This is a genomic window from Acinetobacter sp. ANC 4973 (assembly GCF_002135275.1).
In the GTDB taxonomy this organism is placed as follows: domain Bacteria; phylum Pseudomonadota; class Gammaproteobacteria; order Pseudomonadales; family Moraxellaceae; genus Acinetobacter; species Acinetobacter kyonggiensis.
Genome location: NZ_NEGM01000002.1, coordinates 306440 through 327467 on the forward strand (window position 1 = coordinate 306440; position 21028 = coordinate 327467).

Annotated in this window: 19 protein-coding genes and 1 riboswitch; of the genes, 10 read left to right on the top strand and 9 right to left on the bottom strand. The window is 40.9% G+C overall.

From position 1 onward, the window contains the following. Positions 1 to 197: 197 nt before the first annotated feature. From recN to ruvX, 3 genes are all read left to right on the top strand, one after another. On the top strand, positions 198 to 1859 hold the full coding sequence (gene recN / locus B9T30_RS04415) for a DNA repair protein RecN (RefSeq protein ID WP_086183938.1): 1662 nt from the start codon (positions 198 to 200) through the stop codon (positions 1857 to 1859). 114 nt (positions 1860 to 1973) lie between these two features. Then, positions 1974 to 2528 (top strand): YqgE/AlgH family protein, encoded by a 555-nt coding sequence (locus tag B9T30_RS04420; RefSeq protein WP_086165168.1) that lies wholly within the window; start codon positions 1974 to 1976, stop codon positions 2526 to 2528. Next, positions 2521 to 2964, top strand: coding sequence for a Holliday junction resolvase RuvX (ruvX, locus tag B9T30_RS04425; RefSeq protein WP_086183939.1), 444 nt, complete (start codon positions 2521 to 2523; stop codon positions 2962 to 2964). The genes B9T30_RS04420 and ruvX overlap by 8 nt, the downstream gene beginning before the upstream one ends. A gap of 97 nt (positions 2965 to 3061) precedes the next feature. Here ruvX and B9T30_RS04430 read toward each other — a convergent pair whose 3' ends face one another. Genes B9T30_RS04430 through B9T30_RS04440 form a run of 3 tightly spaced genes read right to left on the bottom strand, consistent with a single transcriptional unit; the run spans position 3062 to position 6411 of the window. Continuing rightward, positions 3062 to 4069: an HlyD family secretion protein gene (locus B9T30_RS04430; RefSeq protein ID WP_086183940.1), complete on the bottom strand. Its 1008-nt coding sequence runs from the start codon at positions 4067 to 4069 to the stop codon at positions 3062 to 3064. 48 nt (positions 4070 to 4117) lie between these two features. Beyond that, a complete protein-coding gene (locus B9T30_RS04435; protein ID WP_086183941.1) occupies positions 4118 to 4324 on the bottom strand; it encodes a DUF1656 domain-containing protein in 207 nt (68 codons plus the stop codon). Between the two features lie 2 nt (positions 4325 to 4326). Continuing rightward, positions 4327 to 6411 carry an FUSC family protein gene (locus B9T30_RS04440; RefSeq protein ID WP_086183942.1) on the bottom strand — a complete coding sequence of 695 codons (2085 nt, stop codon included), beginning with the start codon at positions 6409 to 6411 and terminating at the stop codon, positions 4327 to 4329. Between the two features lie 482 nt (positions 6412 to 6893). On the opposite strand from B9T30_RS04440, the gene B9T30_RS04445 reads away from it, so the two are divergent. After that, positions 6894 to 7667, top strand: a complete 774-nt coding sequence (locus B9T30_RS04445; RefSeq protein WP_086183943.1) for an IclR family transcriptional regulator — start codon at positions 6894 to 6896, stop codon at positions 7665 to 7667. A 441-nt stretch (positions 7668 to 8108) separates the two neighbouring features. Here B9T30_RS04445 and phoU read toward each other — a convergent pair whose 3' ends face one another. Then, positions 8109 to 8828, bottom strand: a complete 720-nt coding sequence (gene phoU, locus B9T30_RS04450) for a phosphate signaling complex protein PhoU (RefSeq protein ID WP_086165174.1) — start codon at positions 8826 to 8828, stop codon at positions 8109 to 8111. A 317-nt stretch (positions 8829 to 9145) separates the two neighbouring features. On the opposite strand from phoU, the gene B9T30_RS04455 reads away from it, so the two are divergent. From B9T30_RS04455 to gluQRS, 6 genes are all read left to right on the top strand, one after another. Continuing rightward, on the top strand, positions 9146 to 10213 hold the full coding sequence (locus tag B9T30_RS04455) for a hypothetical protein (protein ID WP_171264119.1): 1068 nt from the start codon (positions 9146 to 9148) through the stop codon (positions 10211 to 10213). A gap of 90 nt (positions 10214 to 10303) precedes the next feature. Further along, a riboswitch (TPP riboswitch) is annotated at positions 10304 to 10429 on the top strand. A 113-nt stretch (positions 10430 to 10542) separates the two neighbouring features. Continuing rightward, complete coding sequence (thiC, locus tag B9T30_RS04460; protein ID WP_086183944.1) at positions 10543 to 12438, top strand: phosphomethylpyrimidine synthase ThiC; 1896 nt, start codon at positions 10543 to 10545, stop codon at positions 12436 to 12438. Positions 12439 to 12513: 75 nt separating this feature from the next. Further along, complete coding sequence (locus B9T30_RS04465) at positions 12514 to 13134, top strand: NUDIX domain-containing protein (RefSeq protein ID WP_086183945.1); 621 nt, start codon at positions 12514 to 12516, stop codon at positions 13132 to 13134. Positions 13135 to 13144: 10 nt separating this feature from the next. Next, positions 13145 to 13954: a 3',5'-cyclic-AMP phosphodiesterase gene (gene cpdA, locus B9T30_RS04470; protein WP_086183946.1), complete on the top strand. Its 810-nt coding sequence runs from the start codon at positions 13145 to 13147 to the stop codon at positions 13952 to 13954. A gap of 209 nt (positions 13955 to 14163) precedes the next feature. Further along, a complete protein-coding gene (gene dksA / locus B9T30_RS04475; RefSeq protein WP_067722416.1) occupies positions 14164 to 14691 on the top strand; it encodes an RNA polymerase-binding protein DksA in 528 nt (175 codons plus the stop codon). A 2-nt stretch (positions 14692 to 14693) separates the two neighbouring features. Further along, positions 14694 to 15626: a tRNA glutamyl-Q(34) synthetase GluQRS gene (gene gluQRS, locus B9T30_RS04480; protein WP_086183947.1), complete on the top strand. Its 933-nt coding sequence runs from the start codon at positions 14694 to 14696 to the stop codon at positions 15624 to 15626. 205 nt (positions 15627 to 15831) lie between these two features. Here gluQRS and ftsW read toward each other — a convergent pair whose 3' ends face one another. The 5 genes from ftsW to B9T30_RS04505 all read right to left on the bottom strand — a co-directional run bounded on the left by ftsW (position 15832) and on the right by B9T30_RS04505 (position 20975). Further along, positions 15832 to 17028: a putative lipid II flippase FtsW gene (gene ftsW / locus B9T30_RS04485; protein WP_086183948.1), complete on the bottom strand. Its 1197-nt coding sequence runs from the start codon at positions 17026 to 17028 to the stop codon at positions 15832 to 15834. Between the two features lie 21 nt (positions 17029 to 17049). Next, the gene (murD, locus tag B9T30_RS04490) at positions 17050 to 18396 is read right to left on the bottom strand and encodes a UDP-N-acetylmuramoyl-L-alanine--D-glutamate ligase (protein ID WP_086183949.1); all 1347 of its coding nucleotides are present in this window, start codon (positions 18394 to 18396) and stop codon (positions 17050 to 17052) included. A 163-nt stretch (positions 18397 to 18559) separates the two neighbouring features. After that, on the bottom strand, positions 18560 to 18811 hold the full coding sequence (locus B9T30_RS04495; RefSeq protein ID WP_086183950.1) for a DUF6587 family protein: 252 nt from the start codon (positions 18809 to 18811) through the stop codon (positions 18560 to 18562). Positions 18812 to 18858: 47 nt separating this feature from the next. Continuing rightward, complete coding sequence (gene feoB / locus B9T30_RS04500; protein WP_086183951.1) at positions 18859 to 20715, bottom strand: ferrous iron transporter B; 1857 nt, start codon at positions 20713 to 20715, stop codon at positions 18859 to 18861. Beyond that, complete coding sequence (locus B9T30_RS04505) at positions 20712 to 20975, bottom strand: FeoA family protein (protein WP_092687142.1); 264 nt, start codon at positions 20973 to 20975, stop codon at positions 20712 to 20714. Before B9T30_RS04505 ends, feoB begins: the two co-directional genes overlap by 4 nt. Positions 20976 to 21028: the final 53 nt, after the last annotated feature.

The window sequence follows — 21028 nt, forward strand, 5'->3', positions numbered from 1 at the left end:
ATATTTTACAAAAATTGAATTAACTTTATGCTTGTGCAAGCGTTATAACGTATCTTCAAGCAAAGGTAATTTCATTTTTATAATGAAAATCAGGTAAAATAATGATGTTTTACGTCATCTTAAAATAAAAGTTATCTTGTGACCAAAACAAATTTTCACTATCTTAGATTAAAACTTTTCGCAGCTCGGATGCGTTTATGCTGACACATTTAACTCTGATCAATTTTGCTTTAGCCGATCATTTAGCCATTGATATTGAACAAGGTTTCAATGTACTGACGGGTGAAACAGGTGCGGGTAAATCTTTATTATTAGATGCCCTTTCGGCATGTTTAGGCGAACGTACGGACACCCATTACGTCCGTTTTGGTCATGATAAAGCGGATGTCACCGCCATTTTCAGTTATCAAACACAAAGTCCAGAAGCCGAATGGTTAAAAAACCATGAATTAGATGATGAATCGGGTGAAATTCATTTAAGACGGGTCATTTTTGCTACAGGTCGTAGCAAAGCATGGATTAATGGTCGTCCAAGTAGTCTTTCTGAACTAAAAGAAATTGGACGTTTACTGGTGCAACTGTATAGTCAGCACAGCCAGCAACAATTGCTCGAACCACCTTATCCGAAACATTGGCTGGATCGTTACAGTAATTTTTACCAACCTGCGCAGGCTGTCCGAGAGGCCTATAGCACATGGCAAAAAGACATTCGTCAGCATCAAGCTGCCTTAGATGCACAAGCGACACGACAACAACGAATCGAAACTTTAGCATTACAGCTTGAAGAACTCGAAGAAATTACCCAAATTGACTATAAAGAGATTGAACAAGAGTTCGACCGTTTAAGCCATCATGAACATATCATGCAAGATTGTAGCTATAGTTTAGATGTCTTGGATCAAGCTGAGCAAAACATCACTCAAGATATCTCGACGATTATTCGTCGTTTAGAATCGCATGCGGGTCGTAGCGAACAACTGTCCGAAATTTATAATTCACTACTCAACGCCCAAAGTGAAATTGAGGATGCGACAGCGAATTTACGCCAATTTATTGATCGTCAAAGCTTCAATCCTGAACGGGTCGAAGAGCTAAATGCACAACTCGAAATCTTTCATCGTTTAGCACGTAAATATCGAACCCAGCCTGAACAGCTAAAACAGGATTATCAAACTTGGCAAACGGAGCTTGAACAACTGCATCAACTGGAAGATCCTGAAACTTTAGCTGAACAGGTTGCCTTATCTCAGCAAGACTTTTTGGCCAAAGCACGACACTTAGATGAAATTCGCCGTGCAGCAGCACTACCTTTGGCGAAAAAACTGACTGAACAAGTCAAACAATTGGCCTTGCCTGAAGCCTATTTCGAATTCAAATTTGAACCCTTAGAACAAGCAACAGCCGAAGGGTTTAGCTTTATTCAACTGCTGTTCACCGCAAATAAAGGCATTCCCGCGCAACCGTTGGCACGTGTTGCATCAGGTGGTGAACTTTCCCGTATTGCATTGGTCATGCAAGTGATGAATGCAGAAAAAACCGAATCTGAAGTTTTAGTTTTTGATGAAATTGATGTCGGAATCAGTGGTGGAACTGCGGAAATGGTCGGGCGTTTATTGGCAGATTTAGCTCAACATGTGCAAATTTTATGTATCACCCATCAAGCACAAGTTGCTGCTCAATCTGATCAGCATTTATTGGCTAAAAAACGTCAAACCGACCCTGCCAGCAGTACCATTATCAACCTCACGGAAGAACAACGGATTGATGAGCTGGCACGTATGACGGGCGGTGTCGAAATTAATGACACGACGCTACAACATGCCAAGCAATTACGTCAGCTTAAGTTTCAGCAGGTCTAATTTTGTCGATTAAATCACAAAAAATGATTGGCGAAACTCAATTAGTTTAGTAAGTTAAACAGAAGAATATTATTATTTTAATCAGCTTTTTAATTTTAAGGGGGAATGGCTTAGATGACTAAACAATATCTGACACATCGCTGTCTAATTGCGCCTCCTGATTTAGCCGATGATTTTTTTGCCAATACCGTTATTTATTTGGCACGACATGATGAAGAAGGCGCTCAAGGTATCATTATTAACCGCCCATCTGGTCTTTCAATCAAAGAACTCTTGAATGACCTTGAAATCGAAGCGGATCATGTTCATCCTCATGATGTATTGCAAGGCGGGCCTTTACGCCCTGAAGCTGGATTTGTCCTGCATACGGGTCAGCCAACATGGCATTCATCAATTGCTGTGGGTGAAAATGTGTGTATTACCACATCTAAAGATATTTTAGATGCCATTGCACACAATGAAGGCGTTGGACGTTACCAAATTGCCTTAGGTTATGCCAGTTGGAGCAAAAACCAACTGGAACAAGAAATGGCACGTGGTGCTTGGCTGATCTGCGATTCCGATATGGATTTAATTTTTAATTTACCTTATGGTGACCGTTTGGATGCTGCCTATAAAAAAATGGGCGTAGACCGAACTTGGCTTTCATCAGAGATTGGACATGCCTGATTTATCACAACCCTACATGATTATGGCCTTTGATTTTGGTACACAAAAAATGGGCATGGCAGTGGGTCAATCCATGATTGAAAGTGCCAATCCGCTTGCCCTGTTTCCTATGAAAGATGGCATTCCGAACTGGGATGAATTACTGAAGATTGTGAAACAGTATCAACCGACTTTATTTTTAGTGGGTTTACCGTTAAATATGGATGATACGGAATCCGAACTTTCTGCGCGCTCGCGCAAGTTTGCACGTCGTTTACGCCATCAAACCAATATTGAAACATTAATGGTAGATGAGCGTTTAACCACACGTGAAGCACGTGATGAGTTGGATCATTATCAAGCGCAAGGTCGAGGTAAAAAGTTAGCTGCGGATAGTATTGCCGCTGCACTTTTTATTGAGAGTTGGTATCGAACCCCTAAAGGTGTAACACCTTAACTGTTCAAAAAATTAAATCATTTCAAGTCATATTGCATCGAAAAAAGCCATTCAAAATTGAATGGCTTTTTATTTAGATCTATTAAAAACAAGTCGATTATTGGATCAGTTTTTCAATATGGATGGTTGCCGTGCGTCCTGCCACAAATGCCAATTGATTGTGCGGTATTTCATCTAACACAATTTTGACCGGTACACGTTGTGCCAAACGCACCCAACTAAAAGTTGGATTTACATTGGCTAAAAGTCCTGAAGTCGTAGTCCGCTCCCGATCCTCAATACCTGAAGCAATACCTTGCACATGGCCTTTTAATTTTTCAGCATCGCCCATCATCTGAATGGTGGCAGGTGCGCCAACATAAATTTTATCGAGTTTAGTTTCTTCAAAATAACCCACTACGTACAATTGCTTACGGTCTAATAATGCCGCTACCGCTTGCCCAACTTTGACATAATTGCCAACCCGAAGTTCAAAATTGGATAAGGTTCCATCTGCTGGAGCAATCACTTCAGAACGGTGCAAATTTAACTGCGCCATATGCAACTGACTGCTTGCAACGTCAATCAAGGCTTGTTGTTGCTTGATATTGGCTTGCGCCTGCTCTGTTGCAGCTTGCATTTGTTCATGTTCAGCATGCGATTGATCTCGTGCTGCAAACATTTGATCTTGTTCTTGTTTAGAGATTGCCCCCTCCATTAAATTGGCATAACGATTGGCATTTTTTTCAGCCAGTGTACTACTCGCTTGGGATTCAATCACATTGGCTTTGGCTTGCACTAAGCTCGCCTCAGCTGCGGCTAAGCTTGCTTTGGCTTTGCTCAAATCAGATTTCGCTTGTTCCACATCCAATGCTTGACGTGCCACATCTATTTTAAACAGCACCTGTCCTTTTTTAACGCTTTGGTTGTCTTGTACTAAAACATCCGTCACCAACCCCGAAACATCGGAAGACACCTGAATCACATCTCCACGTACACGACCATCACGGGTCCACGGTTCAGAATTATAATAATTCCAGATATGGATCACAGCAAAAACTGCCATTAAAACCATGACTAACAAAACAATCGGGCGGATTATTTTACGTAAATCAAAAGATCTCATATCTGCTTTACCTCATTCATTTCAATTTGAATCATATTGATCTTCATCTTAGATGCCGCATAAAATAAACAACCCATGCAGCAGAAAAATCAGCACCACATAAAGGCATAAATTAAAGATGCTCGGCCATGCAATCCATTCCTGATCAACCAGTCGATCTGTTGCCATCATCACGATTTGCAGCAAGAAATAAGCAAGTATGCTTTGAATTAACAGTATCGGGACATAGACCCCATAAAGGTTAAGTTCACCCATCCTTATATCCCTATCCATTTTTCGTGTTCAGCCATCTGTGAACCAGTTTGATGACATAAACTGCTGCGGATATTGTTCAGTGAAATCTTCAAACGCTGTGCAACATCCCGATTTTCCACGTCATCCGTTGCAGAGCAAACCACAGCAAGATGGTGCAACAAGTTTTGTAAAATATCGGCATGGGCTCGCTGCATTTCTTTGGCTTGAAAATAGTCATCTAACGACTGCTGTAAATCTTCAATATCAGAGACAATCGAGTCTTGCTCTGGCAATTTGTGAATTAACTCTTGTAAACGGGTTAAATCAATCACTGCACTGGTTTCAATTAATGCCCAATTGATGTCATTTTTGAGATGTTCAGACTGGACTACTTTACTGTTTAACACCCCAATCCGATCTAACATACTGCGCAAATGCTTTTTAAAATCGCTTCCATAAGATAAATACAAGACTTGTCTGACGGCTTTATAATGTAAGGCCAAAATACGTTGTACAGCCATATCTGGGGACATGGCGCGAACAATGTGAATGATATAAGCAGAAATCATCAGACCAATGACTGCACCAATAGAAGCATCAAAAAATGCAATTTGATCCAACATATAATGGTTCTGCAAGTTCAGCCCCATAATGACCCCCATCAATAGAGGCAAACCCAATCCTGCTAATGGCGGATGTGGAAACAACATCAGGCAAAATATGCTAAATGGTGCCAGCACTAAGGCCAACTCCCAAAAAGTTGTCACATGCGGAAAAATACCGTAAGCATAAATAAACACCACAACAGCAGAATAAATATTCGCTCGGATAAACAGTTTCAATGCAGGGACAGGATTATCCATTGCTGTCAAAATGCAGGCACTGATCGCGGCCATTTCAGCCAACATAAATCCGGCTTTCCAACCACTTAAAATCCAAAATGCAGTCGCAATCAGAATGATCATAAACGCTGAAATTCCACCGCGCACGGCCACCCCATGATCACGGTGCAAACTCGGATAAGATGTGGTTAACGGCGTCATACTTTCTGGCAAGCTATCATCCCCTTGCTGAATGCGTTGCCAAATCAATTTCACCGCACGCACATTTTGAATAAAATGCCGAATATCCATCTTTAAGGCATTTAAAATGAGCTGTTGTTCAGAAGGTGCCGATAGCACTAAAGCAGCAAAGTCGGATTCAAACTGACTGGGTAAAAGATTTAATTCTTGTGCTTTAATTTCATGATGATCTTGCAGATATTCTGCAATATGCGCATGTACAGTTTTTAGCTTTTCACGGTATGTCATCTCAATTTGATCTAACTGCTTCATTCGTTCGGACATGGCAACCAAATTTGCCACCAGCATCGTCAATTGGTGCAACATTTCCTGAAGGGGTTTAGTCATGCCCTGAAGGTTCGATTTCTCATAGGACAAATGCACGGCCAACACATGGATATCTGAAGCATCTCGGGTAATATTGCCCAACAATTGGTTGTAATTCTCCAACTGTTTCTGATCCAGTAAAATCTGATCAAATAATGCATGAACATCCTGAAATGTTTTTACAACACGGCTTTGCACCGCAGGTCCAATATGCATTGGAAAAATGGTGGTGGTGACAATTGCACTGCACACCACCCCGAGAGCAATCTCCAAAAAGCGCCCAAGTGCCATATCAAAGATAGATACCGTGTCAGCATAATAAACAATGTTGTAGCAGATAATGACCGTGGTATAACCCGCCAACATCGAAACATAGCTGCGCGGTGTTCTGTCTAACATGGAAATATACAGACAGAAACCGACCCAACTTGCCAAGAATAAAGTCAATAACACAGGTGTATTGATTAAAAATGGTGTCACCGCAATCGACACGATTGCACCTAATAATGTCCCGAATAGCCGATAAATACTTTTAGATGACGTCATACCCGAATATGGATTAGCGATCACAAATACTGTACCAATCGCCCAAATCGGATAAGCCAAATTTAAAGAAAATGCGATATAAAGCGCCAACATGCCAGCCACAAAAGTTTTAGTCGCAAAAATCCAATCCATTTTGTTTGGACGAAATGCGAGTAATGGTTTGGTTAGCAACATGGGCTTATCTCAAATTCAGGTTTAACACTTCACACCCACTCATTTTTAAATGACAACCAAAAGACACGATCTACCCTGCGGATAAATCGTGTAAAAAACGGGCATGCTGGAGCACAGCATCAGAAATAATCGTCATTCAAAATAAATAGAGGAACTTTTGCAGCGCATTCTTTATACGAAATAAGCGAGAACAAACCGCCAATCAGAATCAGGCTAAAAATTCAACATTAGATATTTATTCTGGTTATTTTTTCAAAAAAACCAGAATAAGTCAAATATAATATCTTATTGTGATAATACAATTAAAATAATATCAAACTTTTCAATTTCTCAGCATTAAATTTCTCATATTGAATAAAAAGTAAATTAAAGGCTGACAAATACAGTATGGTCACAACAAAAGCGCTCTTTTGCTTACTTTTTTGTTATAAAGTAATCCTAATTGTTATTTTCTTTTTTATGCTTTGACCAAGCAGGTACTTATGGCACTTTCTAGTTTTGGTAAGATTCTCACTGTTTTGGATCTGTTTTCAGTGCCTCGCCCTATCATTAATGTCGATATCATTAGTGAGGAATTAGGACTGTCTAAACCCACCAGCTACCGATATTTAAAAGAACTGGTTTCAGCAGAATTACTGCAACGCTTAAGTGGCACTTCAGGGGACTATACACTGGGTTCTAAAATTGCAGTGTTGGATTACATCTCTCGAACCACAGATCCTTTGGTACAAATTAGTATCCCTTTTATGCAGCAAATTGTGGAACGTACTGAACTTTGTTGCCTGCTCACGCATTTAAACCATGATTCATGTATCGATCTTCATCATGAATTGTTTAAAGATGTCACTTTGCTTTCTTATGGTCGAGGTTGCCCGCGTCCTGTATTTGTCGGTTCATCGCCAAAAGTAATTATTTCACACTTACCCAAACAAGGGATTTTGGACTATTACCAACGCTTCTCGGTTGAACTTGCTGAAGTTAACTTTGCTGAGAATGAAGCTGAATTTTTACTCAAAATGAAGCAAATTAAAAAACAGGGTTTTTATTTTTCAAATGGTGAATTAGATCCAAATATTGCAGGCTTATCGATTCCCATTAAATTCTCAAGCAAAGAACCGCCATTAGCATTAACCCTATTGGCATCAAAAAATCGCTTTGAATTTGTAAACTTACAAAAATTAATTGAAATTTTGAAAGAAAATGCCGCATTGATTGAGAAAAATTTTATGGAATTGTCTAAAAACGAAGATTTTTAAGCAACTCAAAAATATTTAAATCCGTATTAAACAATGCGAAAATAAACCTAATTGCATATTGTATTGCCAATCACTTTCTCATAATATGATTATCATTCTTTATGTCACCGATTGGATTCCATGACCATTTGAGTGACATCCTCAGAGGAAAAGCTCGTGCCGATGCATGGGCTTTTTTTTGCCTTTATTTTTAATCTTTTGTTCTATTTTCAATAAAATTGCTCCTTGCTGAACTTCACTTGGGAACCTGTTATCTATTCAACAGCAAAAAGGATAGTTTAAAATTCATTCCCCTCAGAAATTTATAGCACTAAAACAAACACGTGAAATGTTCATTTTGTAGAGATCAGACACCCCTCTCTCTAGATTTTCTTGGCATTCCAAATGCATAAAAAAGCCTCAATTCATCTTGAGGCTTTTTGAGCAAAGAATATATATCCATTAACGCTCTTGAACTTTCTCTTCAATTTCTTTCACACTGGTATGACGCACATCTAAACCTTTCACCATATAAATCACTTGTTCAGAAATATTCCGTGCATGGTCACCAATCCGTTCTAAAGAACGTAGCACCCATAACACATTAATCACTCGTGAAATATGACGTGGATCTTCAATCATATAGGTCATTAATGTGCGTGTTGCTGATTGATATTCACGGTCAATATCGGCATCTGCAAGAAGCACACGTAAAGCCTGATCGACATCTAAACGGGCAAAGGCATCTAAGGCATCATGAATCATAACTCGCACTTGATTACCAATATGGCGAGTTTCCATATAGCCACGCGGTGAACTGCCCTCTTCACATAAATTTTGTGCAATACGCGCAATTTTTGCCGCTTCATCGCCAATCCGTTCTAAGTCGGTATTGGCTTTCGACATGGCAATGACCATCCGTAAATCAATCGCTGCCGGATGACGACGTGCCAAAATCAGGGTTAAGGCTTCATCAATTTCAGTCTCTAAGCGATTAACGATATTGTCTTGAAATTGTACATCAATCGCTAAACTGGCATCGGTATCCAATAAAGCATGAATCCCATTGGCAACTTGCTGTTCAACTAAGCCTCCCATGGTCATAAACTTGGTATTTACATCCTGCAAATCTTCATTAAATTGCGATGAAATATGGTGATTCAACACCGGATTATTTGGCAAGGGGCGCACTCCACAACAGCACTTTTAGGATGAGAAATTTTGTTTAATATTAAATCATATCTAATATGAAACTTTTATGACAATAGCCTGAATATTTAGCGGGCTTATTGGAACGAATGCTCGACCAACCATTTCTTCATTTGTTGTTCTGGCTTTTTACAACCCATCCCTGTGATAGGGGTTAATTGACAAAATATCGATTACTGATCACAACGCGTAACCAAACTCCTTCACAAGACTACACAGAAAAAATACTTTTCAGCGATAAAATAAGCTCCTATTTTCCAAAATCATTTTCGCATGTATCCTGATATAGAATGACTGTACCTTTTAATAAATTTTGCTCTGTAAAACCTTACTTTGCTTTTGTCATTTTTATACTTTTGCTCGGGTGTCAAAAACCTGAACCACAGCCTATTCCGGAACAAGCCGAAAAACAATCGCAACAAGACGAACCTGTTGATTTATCTTTATTATGTAAAAATATTGAAAATGAAATACTCAACATTAACTCAGAACGAACCACTTTTGCTTTAGAACAAATTAATCAAGATTTAAAATTATGCTTGCCGCTGTCAACCTCCGATGAACAAAAGCATTTTTTAACCCTATCAAATCAAATGTATAAAAACTTTTTAACGGTCAATAGAACACCGCCACAACAATCTGCTTTCGAAGCATATGCTTTTGATTTAGCCCAACATCCGACTGTTCAACAAAACCATTTTGAACAACTCTCTTTACGTGATCAATACTTACTCAAGCATAAAGGGCAAGCATATATTGAGCTGTTTGATGCAGGTAAGGGAATGTTGAATTATCGTCGTAGTCCTGAATATTTAGCCAAAATCTTTGCGCCCTATATGCCACAGGCAGAACAGGTCTTTATCGAAAATTTGGCGACGCAAAATATGATGCCTGTGTTTGTCGAAAAGACCTTAATGATTGAGCCGCATGAGATTGCAACACGCGCTTTATTTTGGGAAGAATATTTAAATCAATACCCCAAAAGTAGCTATCGTAAAGATGCAGAGTATCTTTTGCAGATGTATAGCCAGTTTTTATTTATAGGAACAAAAAATTCACCTGTCTCTGACACTTATATTGATAAATATGCAATCCAAAGTAGTTCGATGGATGAAATTGAAAAATTAGCGCAGATTAAAAATTCGTATTTAGCGCTTCAAGCGAAAAAGTTCCTGCAATTTCTACAATTATCTGAACAGCAGCGTTTAAAGCAAATACCTGTTCAGCTCAATACACAAGAACAATCATCTCAGTCTAAAAATTTACTTACCGAAAAACAATTAGCACAATATTTGGGTTTAAAAAATACCAATTACTCAAAAATACGTGATTGCTTTAGTGATGCAGTCTGCCTCTAAAGCAATCTTTCATCTGAATATTTCGAATACACAGTAAAAGCGATATTTAATGTGAATGTTTTTTAGTGGGTAGGCGTGTTAATATTTGTCCATCGCTTGACGGAGCGCGAGTAATTGCTCGCTGAGATCAGCAAAGTTGATACGTTCAATTTAATGCTGAGTACCGTTGAACCTGATCAGGTTAAGACCTGCGTAGGAATCAAGCCATCTAAAAACTTAAGCCCTCAATTTATCTATTTTTCAATTCAGCTTGAATGAAAACCTAAGATAAGTCTGCCACGTTTTTGGTCGTGCTTGATTCGTTGATGTCATTCATAAGGATCATTGCAATGAACCAATTAACGAATCTATCTGCAACAGATATTTCTGCTCAACATGAGCAAGACTCCAAAGATCTCACCCGTATTTTACCGGCTTCAAAAAAAGTCTATATCCAAGGTTCTCGTGCCGATATTCAAGTGCCGATGCGTGCCATTGAACTCACAGATACACCAACGGGTTTAGGCGGTGAACAGAATCCTGATATTCTGGTCTATGACACTTCAGGCGTGTATACCGACACTAAAGTTGCCATTGACCTCAACAAAGGTTTGCCCAATGTTCGTGAAAGCTGGATTGCCGAACGTGACGATACTGAACGTTTAAATACCTTGACCTCTGCCTTTGGACAAGAACGTTTAAAAGATATTCGCACCGCCGAAATTCGCTTTGCGCATATTCAAAAACCGCGTCGTGCCAAAGCAGGCAAAAACGTCAGCCAAATGCACTATGCACGTCAGGGCATCATTACCCCTGAAATGGAATATATTGCAATTCGTGAAAACCAACGTCAATTGGATGGTGTCGATGCACGCCAACATGCGGGGCAAAACTTTGGTGCGAAAAACCTCACCGAAATCACGCCTGAATTTGTGCGTCAGGAAATTGCTGAAGGTCGTGCAATTATTCCAGCCAATATTAATCATCCTGAAATTGAACCGATGATTATTGGGCGTAATTTCTTGGTCAAAATCAATGCCAATATTGGTAACTCTGCATTGGGTTCTAGCATTGACGAAGAAGTTGCGAAAATGACGTGGGCGACCCGTTGGGGCGCAGACACCATCATGGATTTATCAACAGGTAAAAATATCCATGAAACTCGTGAATGGATTATTCGTAACTCGCCTGTTCCGATTGGTACGGTTCCCATCTATCAAGCTTTGGAAAAAGTCGATGGTGTCGCTGAAGATCTGACTTGGGAAATTTTTAAAGACACACTGATTGAACAAGCCGAACAAGGTGTAGATTACTTCACCATTCATGCAGGTGTGCTTTTAAGATATGTGCCACTGACGGCAAACCGTTTAACGGGCATTGTTTCGCGTGGTGGATCGATCATGGCACAGTGGTGCCTCGCGCATCATGAAGAAAACTTCCTCTATACCCATTTCGATGAAATCTGCGAAATTATGAAAGCCTATGACGTGTCTTTCAGTTTAGGCGATGGTTTACGTCCGGGGTGTATCCAAGATGCCAACGATGAAGCACAATTCAGTGAACTCAAAACTTTAGGGGAACTCACCCATCGCGCATGGGAACATGATGTGCAAGTGATGATTGAAGGTCCGGGGCATGTGCCAATGCATATGATTAAAGAAAACATGGATCTACAGCTTGAAGTTTGCCAAGAAGCACCGTTCTATACCCTTGGCCCGTTAACCACCGACATTGCTCCAGGTTATGACCATATTACCTCAGCGATTGGTGCTGCCATGATTGGTTGGTATGGTACTGCTATGCTGTGCTACGTGACGCCAAAAGAACATTTGGGCTTACCGAATAAGAAAGATGTGAAAGATGGCATCATCACCTATAAAATTGCCGCGCATGCAGCAGATTTGGCCAAAGGTCATCCGGGTTCACAAGTCCGTGACAATGCCCTCTCTAAAGCACGCTTTGAGTTCCGTTGGGAAGACCAATTCAACTTAAGTCTTGATCCTGATACAGCACGCAGCATGCATGATGAAACCATGCCCAAAGAAGCTCATAAATCGGCACATTTTTGTTCCATGTGTGGGCCTAAATTTTGTTCAATGAAAATCACGCAAAATGTGCGAGATTATGCGAAAAATCAAAGTAATACAGAAGCTACATCCGAAACAAGTGCCGAGATTGAAGCTGGATTCAATGCCATGAAAACCACCTACCAAGAACATGGTCAAAAATTGTACCACAAACTGTAATTTGACAAAAAATCTTTTATTTTGATGAGATTCTCAGTTAGGATGAATGTACGCTTTTCATCCTGACTGAGCTATATGAATATTATTCAACAAGCAACATATAACAGCGACCAAGTCAAAATTCAGTCACGCGAGTTTCTTTTTCGTGGCTTCATTCAGGTTGAAAAAGTCAATCTCAAACATCGTTTATTTGCTCAAACTGAATTTAGCTCAGTGGTTCAACGTGAACTGGTTCATCGACCTGAAGCTGCGGGTGTCCTTATTTATAATGATCGCCAACAGAAATTTGCCTTAATTGAACAATTCCGTGTCGGTGCCATGGATGATGTCGATTCACCGTGGCAACTGGAAATTATTGCTGGTGTGTTAGATGGTGATGAATCACCTGAAAGCTGTATCCGCCGTGAAAGTTTAGAAGAATCGGGTTGTGAAATTAATCAATTACAGCATTTATTTAGCTTTTATCCCTCTGCTGGTGCTTGCTCCGAACTGTTCCATTTATATAGCGCACAAGCCGAACTTCCTCAAGAAGGTGGCATATTTGGCATGCCCGATGAAGGGGAAAATATTCAGTTACATCTGATTGACTATGATGACATTAAAAATTTACTGACCAATGGTCGCTTAAAAAATGCACCGGTCATTATGGCATTGCAATGGTTGCAACAACATATTAAAACTACAAGGAATGTCTAAGGAGTCAGACATGACTTTATCACCGAACTATAACGACCAGCGCGACTGGACCATCGTTCAAATTTCAGATACACATCTCATGGATCAGGATGATTTAGAATTTGTGCATATGAATCCTGAACAGAGCTTTCATGCCGTCATGCAGCAAATTCAGCAGCAATATCCTCATATTGATGCAATTGTGCATACCGGTGATTTAGCACAAGTGCCGGTGCAAGAAACCTATGCGCGCTATTTGGCCTTTATGCAACACTTTGGCACCCCGTTTTATCAAATTCCGGGTAATCATGACAATATTGATCATTTCCCGTTTTATCAGAATCAAAATCAAGTTCATGCCATTCATTTTGGCAAATGGAGCATTGTACTGCTCAATAGTGCTGTGCGTGGCAAAGTAGATGGCTGGATTGAACAAGAGCAACTCCAACAACTGGATCAAATTTTATCTAAATTCCAACAGCAATTTGTGATTGTTGCATGTCATCATCATCCTTTCGACATGAAATCAAAATGGATCGATCAACATAAGCTAAAAAATACTGAAAACTTAACTGACCTTTTAGCCAAATATCACAATGTGAAAGCCGTTATCTGTGGTCATGTCCATCAAGACTCCCTAAATGAATGGCGTAATATTCAGTTTTTTTCCACCCCTTCAACCTGCGTTCAGTTCAAACCTTTAAGTGATGATTTTGCACTTGATGAAGAAGCACCGGGTTTTCGTGTTCTACATTTGCAAGCAAATGGCGAATTAAAAACTAAAATTTATCGTGCAGAAAACGTACAACAAAAAATTAATAATGAAATTTCAGGTTATTAACTTTTCATTTTGCTTTTTTTCTATTACTTTATGGCTTCAAAAGAAAACGTGATAGATGGAATCCAAGCATCAAAGACTATCAAAAAGCCGAAAAAGCCTATATGATGATGCCCCTCGAAGGAGAATCTCCTAAGGGTTGGATAAAAACACTTGCATATCACCATATTTTTTGCGTATAGATAATGCGTATATGATGAGGAATGCCCTATATGGCGAATGACAACCAAAATCAAGTCTTGGATGAACAAACTGATGTTGTAGATGAAAAATCTACAAAACGCGTGCGAAAAACCAAGCCAAAAGCGTCAGAAAGTGGTTCTACTGCCAGCTTATTTGGTATTGCACCTTATCAGCCGAAAAAAAATGAAGAATATATGTCCGAAGGACAGCTCGAACATTTCCGCCAAATTCTGTTGGCATGGAAAGAAGAGCTGATGTCTGAAGTCGATCGTACTTTAAACACAATGCAAGATGAAAATACTGCATTGCCTGATGTCAATGACCGTGCGACACAAGAAGAAGAGTTTGCCATTGAACTGCGTACACGTGATCGTGAACGTAAGTTAATTCGTAAAATTGAGCAATCAATTGAAGCGATTAAAAATGATGACTATGGTTTCTGTGAAACGTGTGGTATTGAAATTGGTCTGCGTCGTTTGGAAGCACGTCCAACTGCAACCCTTTGTATTGACTGCAAAACTTTAGCAGAAATCAAAGAGAAGCAAAATAACGGTTAATTGTGACTGTTGAGAATTCCTCAGCAAAGCACAGCTTTGCTCTTGCGCAGCAGCGGAACGATGTTTCGCTAACTCGCTACTCAGGTCGGTTTGCGCCATCGCCAACCGGCCCTTTGCATTTTGGCTCACTCATCACAGCTTTGGCGAGTTATTGCGATGCCAAAGCACATCAGGGCTCATGGTTGGTTCGTATTGAAGACACCGACATCCCGCGTATTTATCCTGACAGCGAAGCGCATATCCTACGCGCTATCGATGCCTTTCAGTTCGAAGCTGATGACACCATCATTTTCCAGAAAGACCGCTTAGATCTCTACGAATCCGTTCTGCATCAGCTCCAGCAAGATCATCTGATTTATGCCTGCCAATGCACCCGAAAAATGTTGGGCTCCAATCATATTTATACAGGCACTTGCCGCGAGTTAAATTTACCCTTTGACCAACACGCTATTCGTCTGAAAGTTTCGGATCAAGAGATTTGTTTCGACGATCGTCTGCAAGGAACACACTGTTCCAATCTGCAACGGGACTTAGGTGATTTTGTGCTCAAGCGTCGTGATGGCATTATCAACTACCAATTGGCTGTGGTCATCGATGATTATCTACAAGGCATGACGCATGTGGTTCGTGGTGCAGACTTGCTGGATAACACTGAACGTCAGATCTGGCTGGGTTCCTTACTCGGCTATCCTCAGCTTGAGTATATGCACCTACCTTTAGCCATGAATGATCAAGGGCAAAAGCTGTCTAAACAAAACTTGGCGCAAGCTCTCGATTTAAATCGCGCATCTGAGCTATTACAACATGCGATTCGTGCTTTACATCAGCCTGAAGTCGATTTAGACACCCCGAAAAACATGTTAATACAAGCGATTGCACAGTGGGATATCCAATCTATTCCGCATAGTCTCCAACTCGACGGGATTTATTTATAAAGTCACCACCATCACCAGTTCAAAGACTCACTTTAAAGCAATATCTTGATATTTTTTTGTTGGGATTTCTACGGCAAGATATGCTGTTGAAAACAATAAACGGAATATTTTTTATTATTGGTCTCCCCCATTTCTCCTTTCAAAAGCAAAAGAACAATGGGGAAGTGTCTGAATGATTGCATTAAGTCCAAGAAATTAAATCCACTTAGAAGCTAGACTCTTCTTTACTTGGGTTGGCTTTTTGTGTGGTTGCATCAATTTTTAAAATTAGGCTGATCATGACTGCACACATAATTAAAGATGAGCCACCATAACTAATGAATGGCAAGGTCAAACCTTTGGTCGGCAGCATACCCATATTCATACCTGCATTCACCAAAATTTGCAGCAAGAAAATAATACTGATGCCATAAGCCAAATAGCCTGCACGTAAATACTGATGTTGCAAGGCACGATGACCAATTTTGATACAGCAGACCAACATGGTAAAGGACAATGCTAAAACAGTCGTGATACCAAAGAAACCAAACTCTTCACCTAAAATGGCCAACATAAAGTCAGTATGTGCTTCAGGAAGATAGGCCATTTTCTGAATACTGTGTCCTAAGCCTACGCCTGCCCACTCACCACGCCCAAAAGCCATCAGCGCGTTAGAGAGCTGATAACCTGTACCCAATGGATCAGCCCAAGGATCTGTGAAAGATAAAGCACGCTGTAGACGATAAGGCTCGAAGATAATCGCGGCTGCTAAGCCTAGAATAATCGCCAGCATGAAACCAATGAACTGAATTGGTGGTGCACCCGCCAAAAAGAACACGCCTAAAATCATCAAGACAATCACCGCTGTGGCACCTAAATCTGGTTCAGCCAGAATTAAGCCGACGGTAATCACCATGACACCCCCTAAACGAAAGAGTCCTGATAAGTTATTGCGAACCTCTTCTGCCCTTCGCACCACATAATCGGCAGTAAAAATAGCCATCATGACTTTCGCCACTTCAGAGGCTTGTAAAGTAAATCCTGCAATACGAATCCATCGCGTCGAACCGTTCACCTCAGTACCGACGACTAACACCACCGCAAGCAGTAAAATGGTCATTAACCACAATGGAAATGTGTTATTAAACCAAATATTAAGCGACACTTTATAGGTTAAAAATGCGGCTGTTGCTGCAACCAGAATTGAAATCCCGTGTCGAATTACATAGTGAAATGCATTTTCATGTAAACGGTCTGCATAGGGCATCGAAGCCGATGCCACCATGACAGAGCCTATACACAGCAAGGCAATCACACAAAAAATGAGTACATTACGTGGTGTAAATTCAGCAGGAATTTTCGTTCCCCACGCATTATAGACCTGATTAATTTTATTTATGGTCGTCTGAGCTAACCCAGCCATACAGCTTTCCTTATCGTTCTTCTAAGCAAGTGTGTTCACACATTCAACAAACTGGTGCCCACGTTCACTGTAACCTTTAAACATGTCAAAACTTGCACATGCAGGAGACAATAACACCACATCATGGGCTTGTGTATGCTGTTGACATAATTCTACCGCTTCTTGTAAAGATGCCGCATGCATCAGCGTCGTGGTATTGGCAATCGCTTTTTCAATCACTGCACGATCTTCACCAATCAGCACCGCTAGCTTGGCATATTTTGTTAAGGCATCGCGTAAAGCAGTGAAATCCTGACCTTTACCCTGCCCCCCAAGAATAATGGCGACTTTGCCCTGTTGCGGCTCAATCGCAGCACCTAGACCATCAATTGCGGCCAATGTCGCCCCAATATTGGTGCCTTTAGAATCATTGTAATAACGTACACCCTGAACTTCTTTAACAAATTCACAGCGGTGCTCTAGACCTTTAAAGGTTTTTAAAGTGTCCAGCATTGATGCCAATGGCAAACCAATCGCCTCACCCAAAGCCAAACACGCCAAAGCATTGGCAATATTATGTGTGCCTTGAATGTACATTTCTGAACTTTTCAATAGACGTTCACGACCGCGTGCTAACCACATGGTGCCATCATTTTCTTTTAAGATGCCATATTGGTTCATATCTGGGGCATTTAAACCAAAGCTTTGCATCGGGGTTGCATCTGGAACCAATGGACGCGTCAGGGAATCATCGCGGTTATGAACGACTTTTTTCACCCCTTGAAAGATGCGATGTTTCGCGGTGTGATAGCCCATCATGTCACCATGACGGTCTAAATGATCTTCACTCATATTGAGTATAACAGCCACTTCAGCATGTAAATTCGAAGTGGTTTCCAATTGAAAACTAGACAACTCCAAAATATACAGTTCTGGATCATCTTTGGTTAAATCCAGTGCAGGGCGCCCCAAGTTGCCTCCTACAGCGACCTTAATCCCGGCATCTTTCGCCATAAGACCAATCAAGGTGGTTACAGTACTTTTGGCATTTGAACCGGTAATCGCCACAATCGGCTTGTCAGTAAAGCGGCGTAAAATTTGAATTTCACTGACCACGGCAATGCCTTGAGCAATGGCGGCTTGAATTTCTGGCAATTTTGGATCCAGCCCCGGACTAATCACAATTTCTTCGGCTTGTAATAACAGCTCTTGATCGAGTTGACCAAAGCTGGTTTGCACGTCACTTGGAATCTGATCATGTCCTGGTGGAGTCTTTCGAGAATCTGTTACTGCAACGCGGTAGCCATGTTCATGTAAGAAATTTACTGCTGCAACACCTGAAATTCCGAGCCCTGCAACGACTTTTAATCCACCACGTTGTATTAACATTTTTGCCCCATTTTCTGGTCGGTTTTTAAAACTGACAAAATGTTAGCACTTTGCTGTTTTGAATGCTTTTTCTGTTTTGACTTTATGCGTCTTTTTTTGTGTCAGTGCGTAAAAAAACCGTCATAAAATGACGGTTTTTTTAAATCAGCTTAGAACTGGCGATTTATTTCCATTTTACCGCTTGGACTTCTGCTTTCTTCTGTGTACTGTCCTCAGTTGCGGCACAGCCACAGCTGCCGCCACAACCAGAAGCCATCGCAGGTTTTAACCATTTTGCCAGTGTTGACCAGCCTTGTTGACGACAGACATTGGACAATGCCATAAAGACTGAGTTTGCCGTCTTAGGCAAGACTTTTTTGAAGACCACAACCGCACTCCAAATCACCAATGCTGCAATAATAAGAACTTCAATCATCTCAATCTCCTCTGTACATTATTTTGAGGTAAATAAAACCAATCCAGTTAACCAAAATAATGCGATGCAATTTGATAGGTCAGGAAAGACATTAAATATGCCAAACCAAATAAATAAGCGGTCATAAAGCTGACTGTTTTCCACGATCCCGTTTCACGTTTTACGGTTGCCAATGTTGCTAAGCAATGCGGGGCATAAACAAACCAAACCAAAAGCGATAAAGCGGTCGCCAATGACCACCCCAAGCTACCATCACTGCTAATAATCGAGGCTAAACCTTGGGCAACGGCATCATCATCCGCAGCAGACAAGGCATACACTGTACCTAAAGCCGCCACCACAACTTCACGTGCTGCCATTGCTGGAATTAAAGCAATACAAATCTGCCAGTTAAAACCCAGTGGGGCAAAAATCGGTTGCATCACATGACCAAGCATCCCCGCCAGAGAATAATCAATCGCAGGTAAAGTCGCACCTTCAGGTGGTTGAGGGAAAGTACATAAGAACCACAACAAAATAGAAAGCGCGAAAATAATGCCACCGACGCGTTTTAAGAAAATCTTGGCGCGGTCAAGTAAACCAATCCAAATACTTTTAGGGTCGGGAAAGCGATAACTTGGCAGCTCCATCAACAACATATGTTGTGATTTATCCGTTTGGAAGAATTTCAGTACAAATGAGACCAATAATGCACTGACAATCCCAGCCATATACAAACCAAACAACACTAAACCTTGCAGATTTAACACACCCCAAACCAATTGTTCTGGAATAAAAGCGGCAATGAGGAGCGCATAAACAGGTAAACGCGCTGAACAAGTCATCAGTGGAGCAACCAAAATCGTGGTTAAACGATCTCGTGGATCACTGATACTTCGTGTCGCCATAATTCCCGGCACAGCACAGGCAAAACTCGACAATAGCGGAATAAAAGCTCGACCACTTAAGCCAGCTTTAAACATCAACTTATCCAGTAAAAATGCAGCACGGGGTAAATAACCCGATTCTTCAAGTACCAAAATAAAGAAGAACAAAATCAAAATTTGGGGCAAAAACACCAAAACTCCGCCTGCTCCTGCAATAACCCCATCCACCACCAAGCTATTCAGCAATGGATGTGAAATATGCTGTCCAACAAACTCACCGAACCAACCAAACAGGCTTTCAATGCCATCCATGAAAGGTGCAGCCCAAGCAAATACAGCTTGAAAGACCACAAACATCATTAAGGCAAGGCTAACTAAGCCCAACACGGGATGTAAAAATATTTTATCGAGAAAATCAGAGCGCTTGTCTTCTTGATCCACCGAATGGACAACATCATGCAAAATGGTGCTGATCTTATGATGATTATCGCCATTCAAGCCGCTGAGTTCTGTACGTGGGATGGAATATTTACCTTGATCCAGCGCATTCATCAGGTTTTCAATCCCTGAATTCCGCACTGCCACGGTTTCCACCACAGGAATCCCTAAACGTTCTGAAAGTTTTTGCGTGTTGATTTGCATACCACGGCGACGTGCTTCATCCATCATATTCAGCACAAGGAGAATCGGGCGACCCAGCGCGATCATTTCTAGTACCAGACCTAAATGTAGATTTAGATTGGTCGCATCCACCACACACAAGAACGCATCTTGCTGTCCTTCTTCGGCAATTTTGCCTTGGACCACATCACGGGTGATTTCTTCGTCTGGACTGGTGGCCTCTAAACTATAGGTTCCAGGCAAATCCAAAACACGGACTGGCTTACCCGATGGCAGGGTAAACTGCCCCACTTTACGTTCAACAGTGACACCTGCATAGTTTGCAACTTTCTGACGCGTACCAGTCAGGTGGTTAAATAAAGATGTTTTACCGCAGTTTGGGTTACCTACTAGGGCAATACGCAGCGCATCACTCATGCAGGTGCTCCCTCAAGATTAATTTCAATTTTTTCAGCTTCAACTTTACGCAGTGCGAATCGGGTAAATCCAACTTGAATTAAAATTGGATCTCCACCAAAAATACCTTTGGTAATGACCTGTACTTTTGTACCTGGAACAAAACCTAGCGTCTCTAAACGACTGGCGACTACATCGTTTTGAGCAAGATTGCCATCTAAAGTTCGGTTGACTTTGTGAATAATGGCTGTTTGTTTCACTTTTAAATCAGATAAACGCACCGCATCTAATCCTAAAATATTTTCCCCAGTATACAAACAAATGAGAATAATTA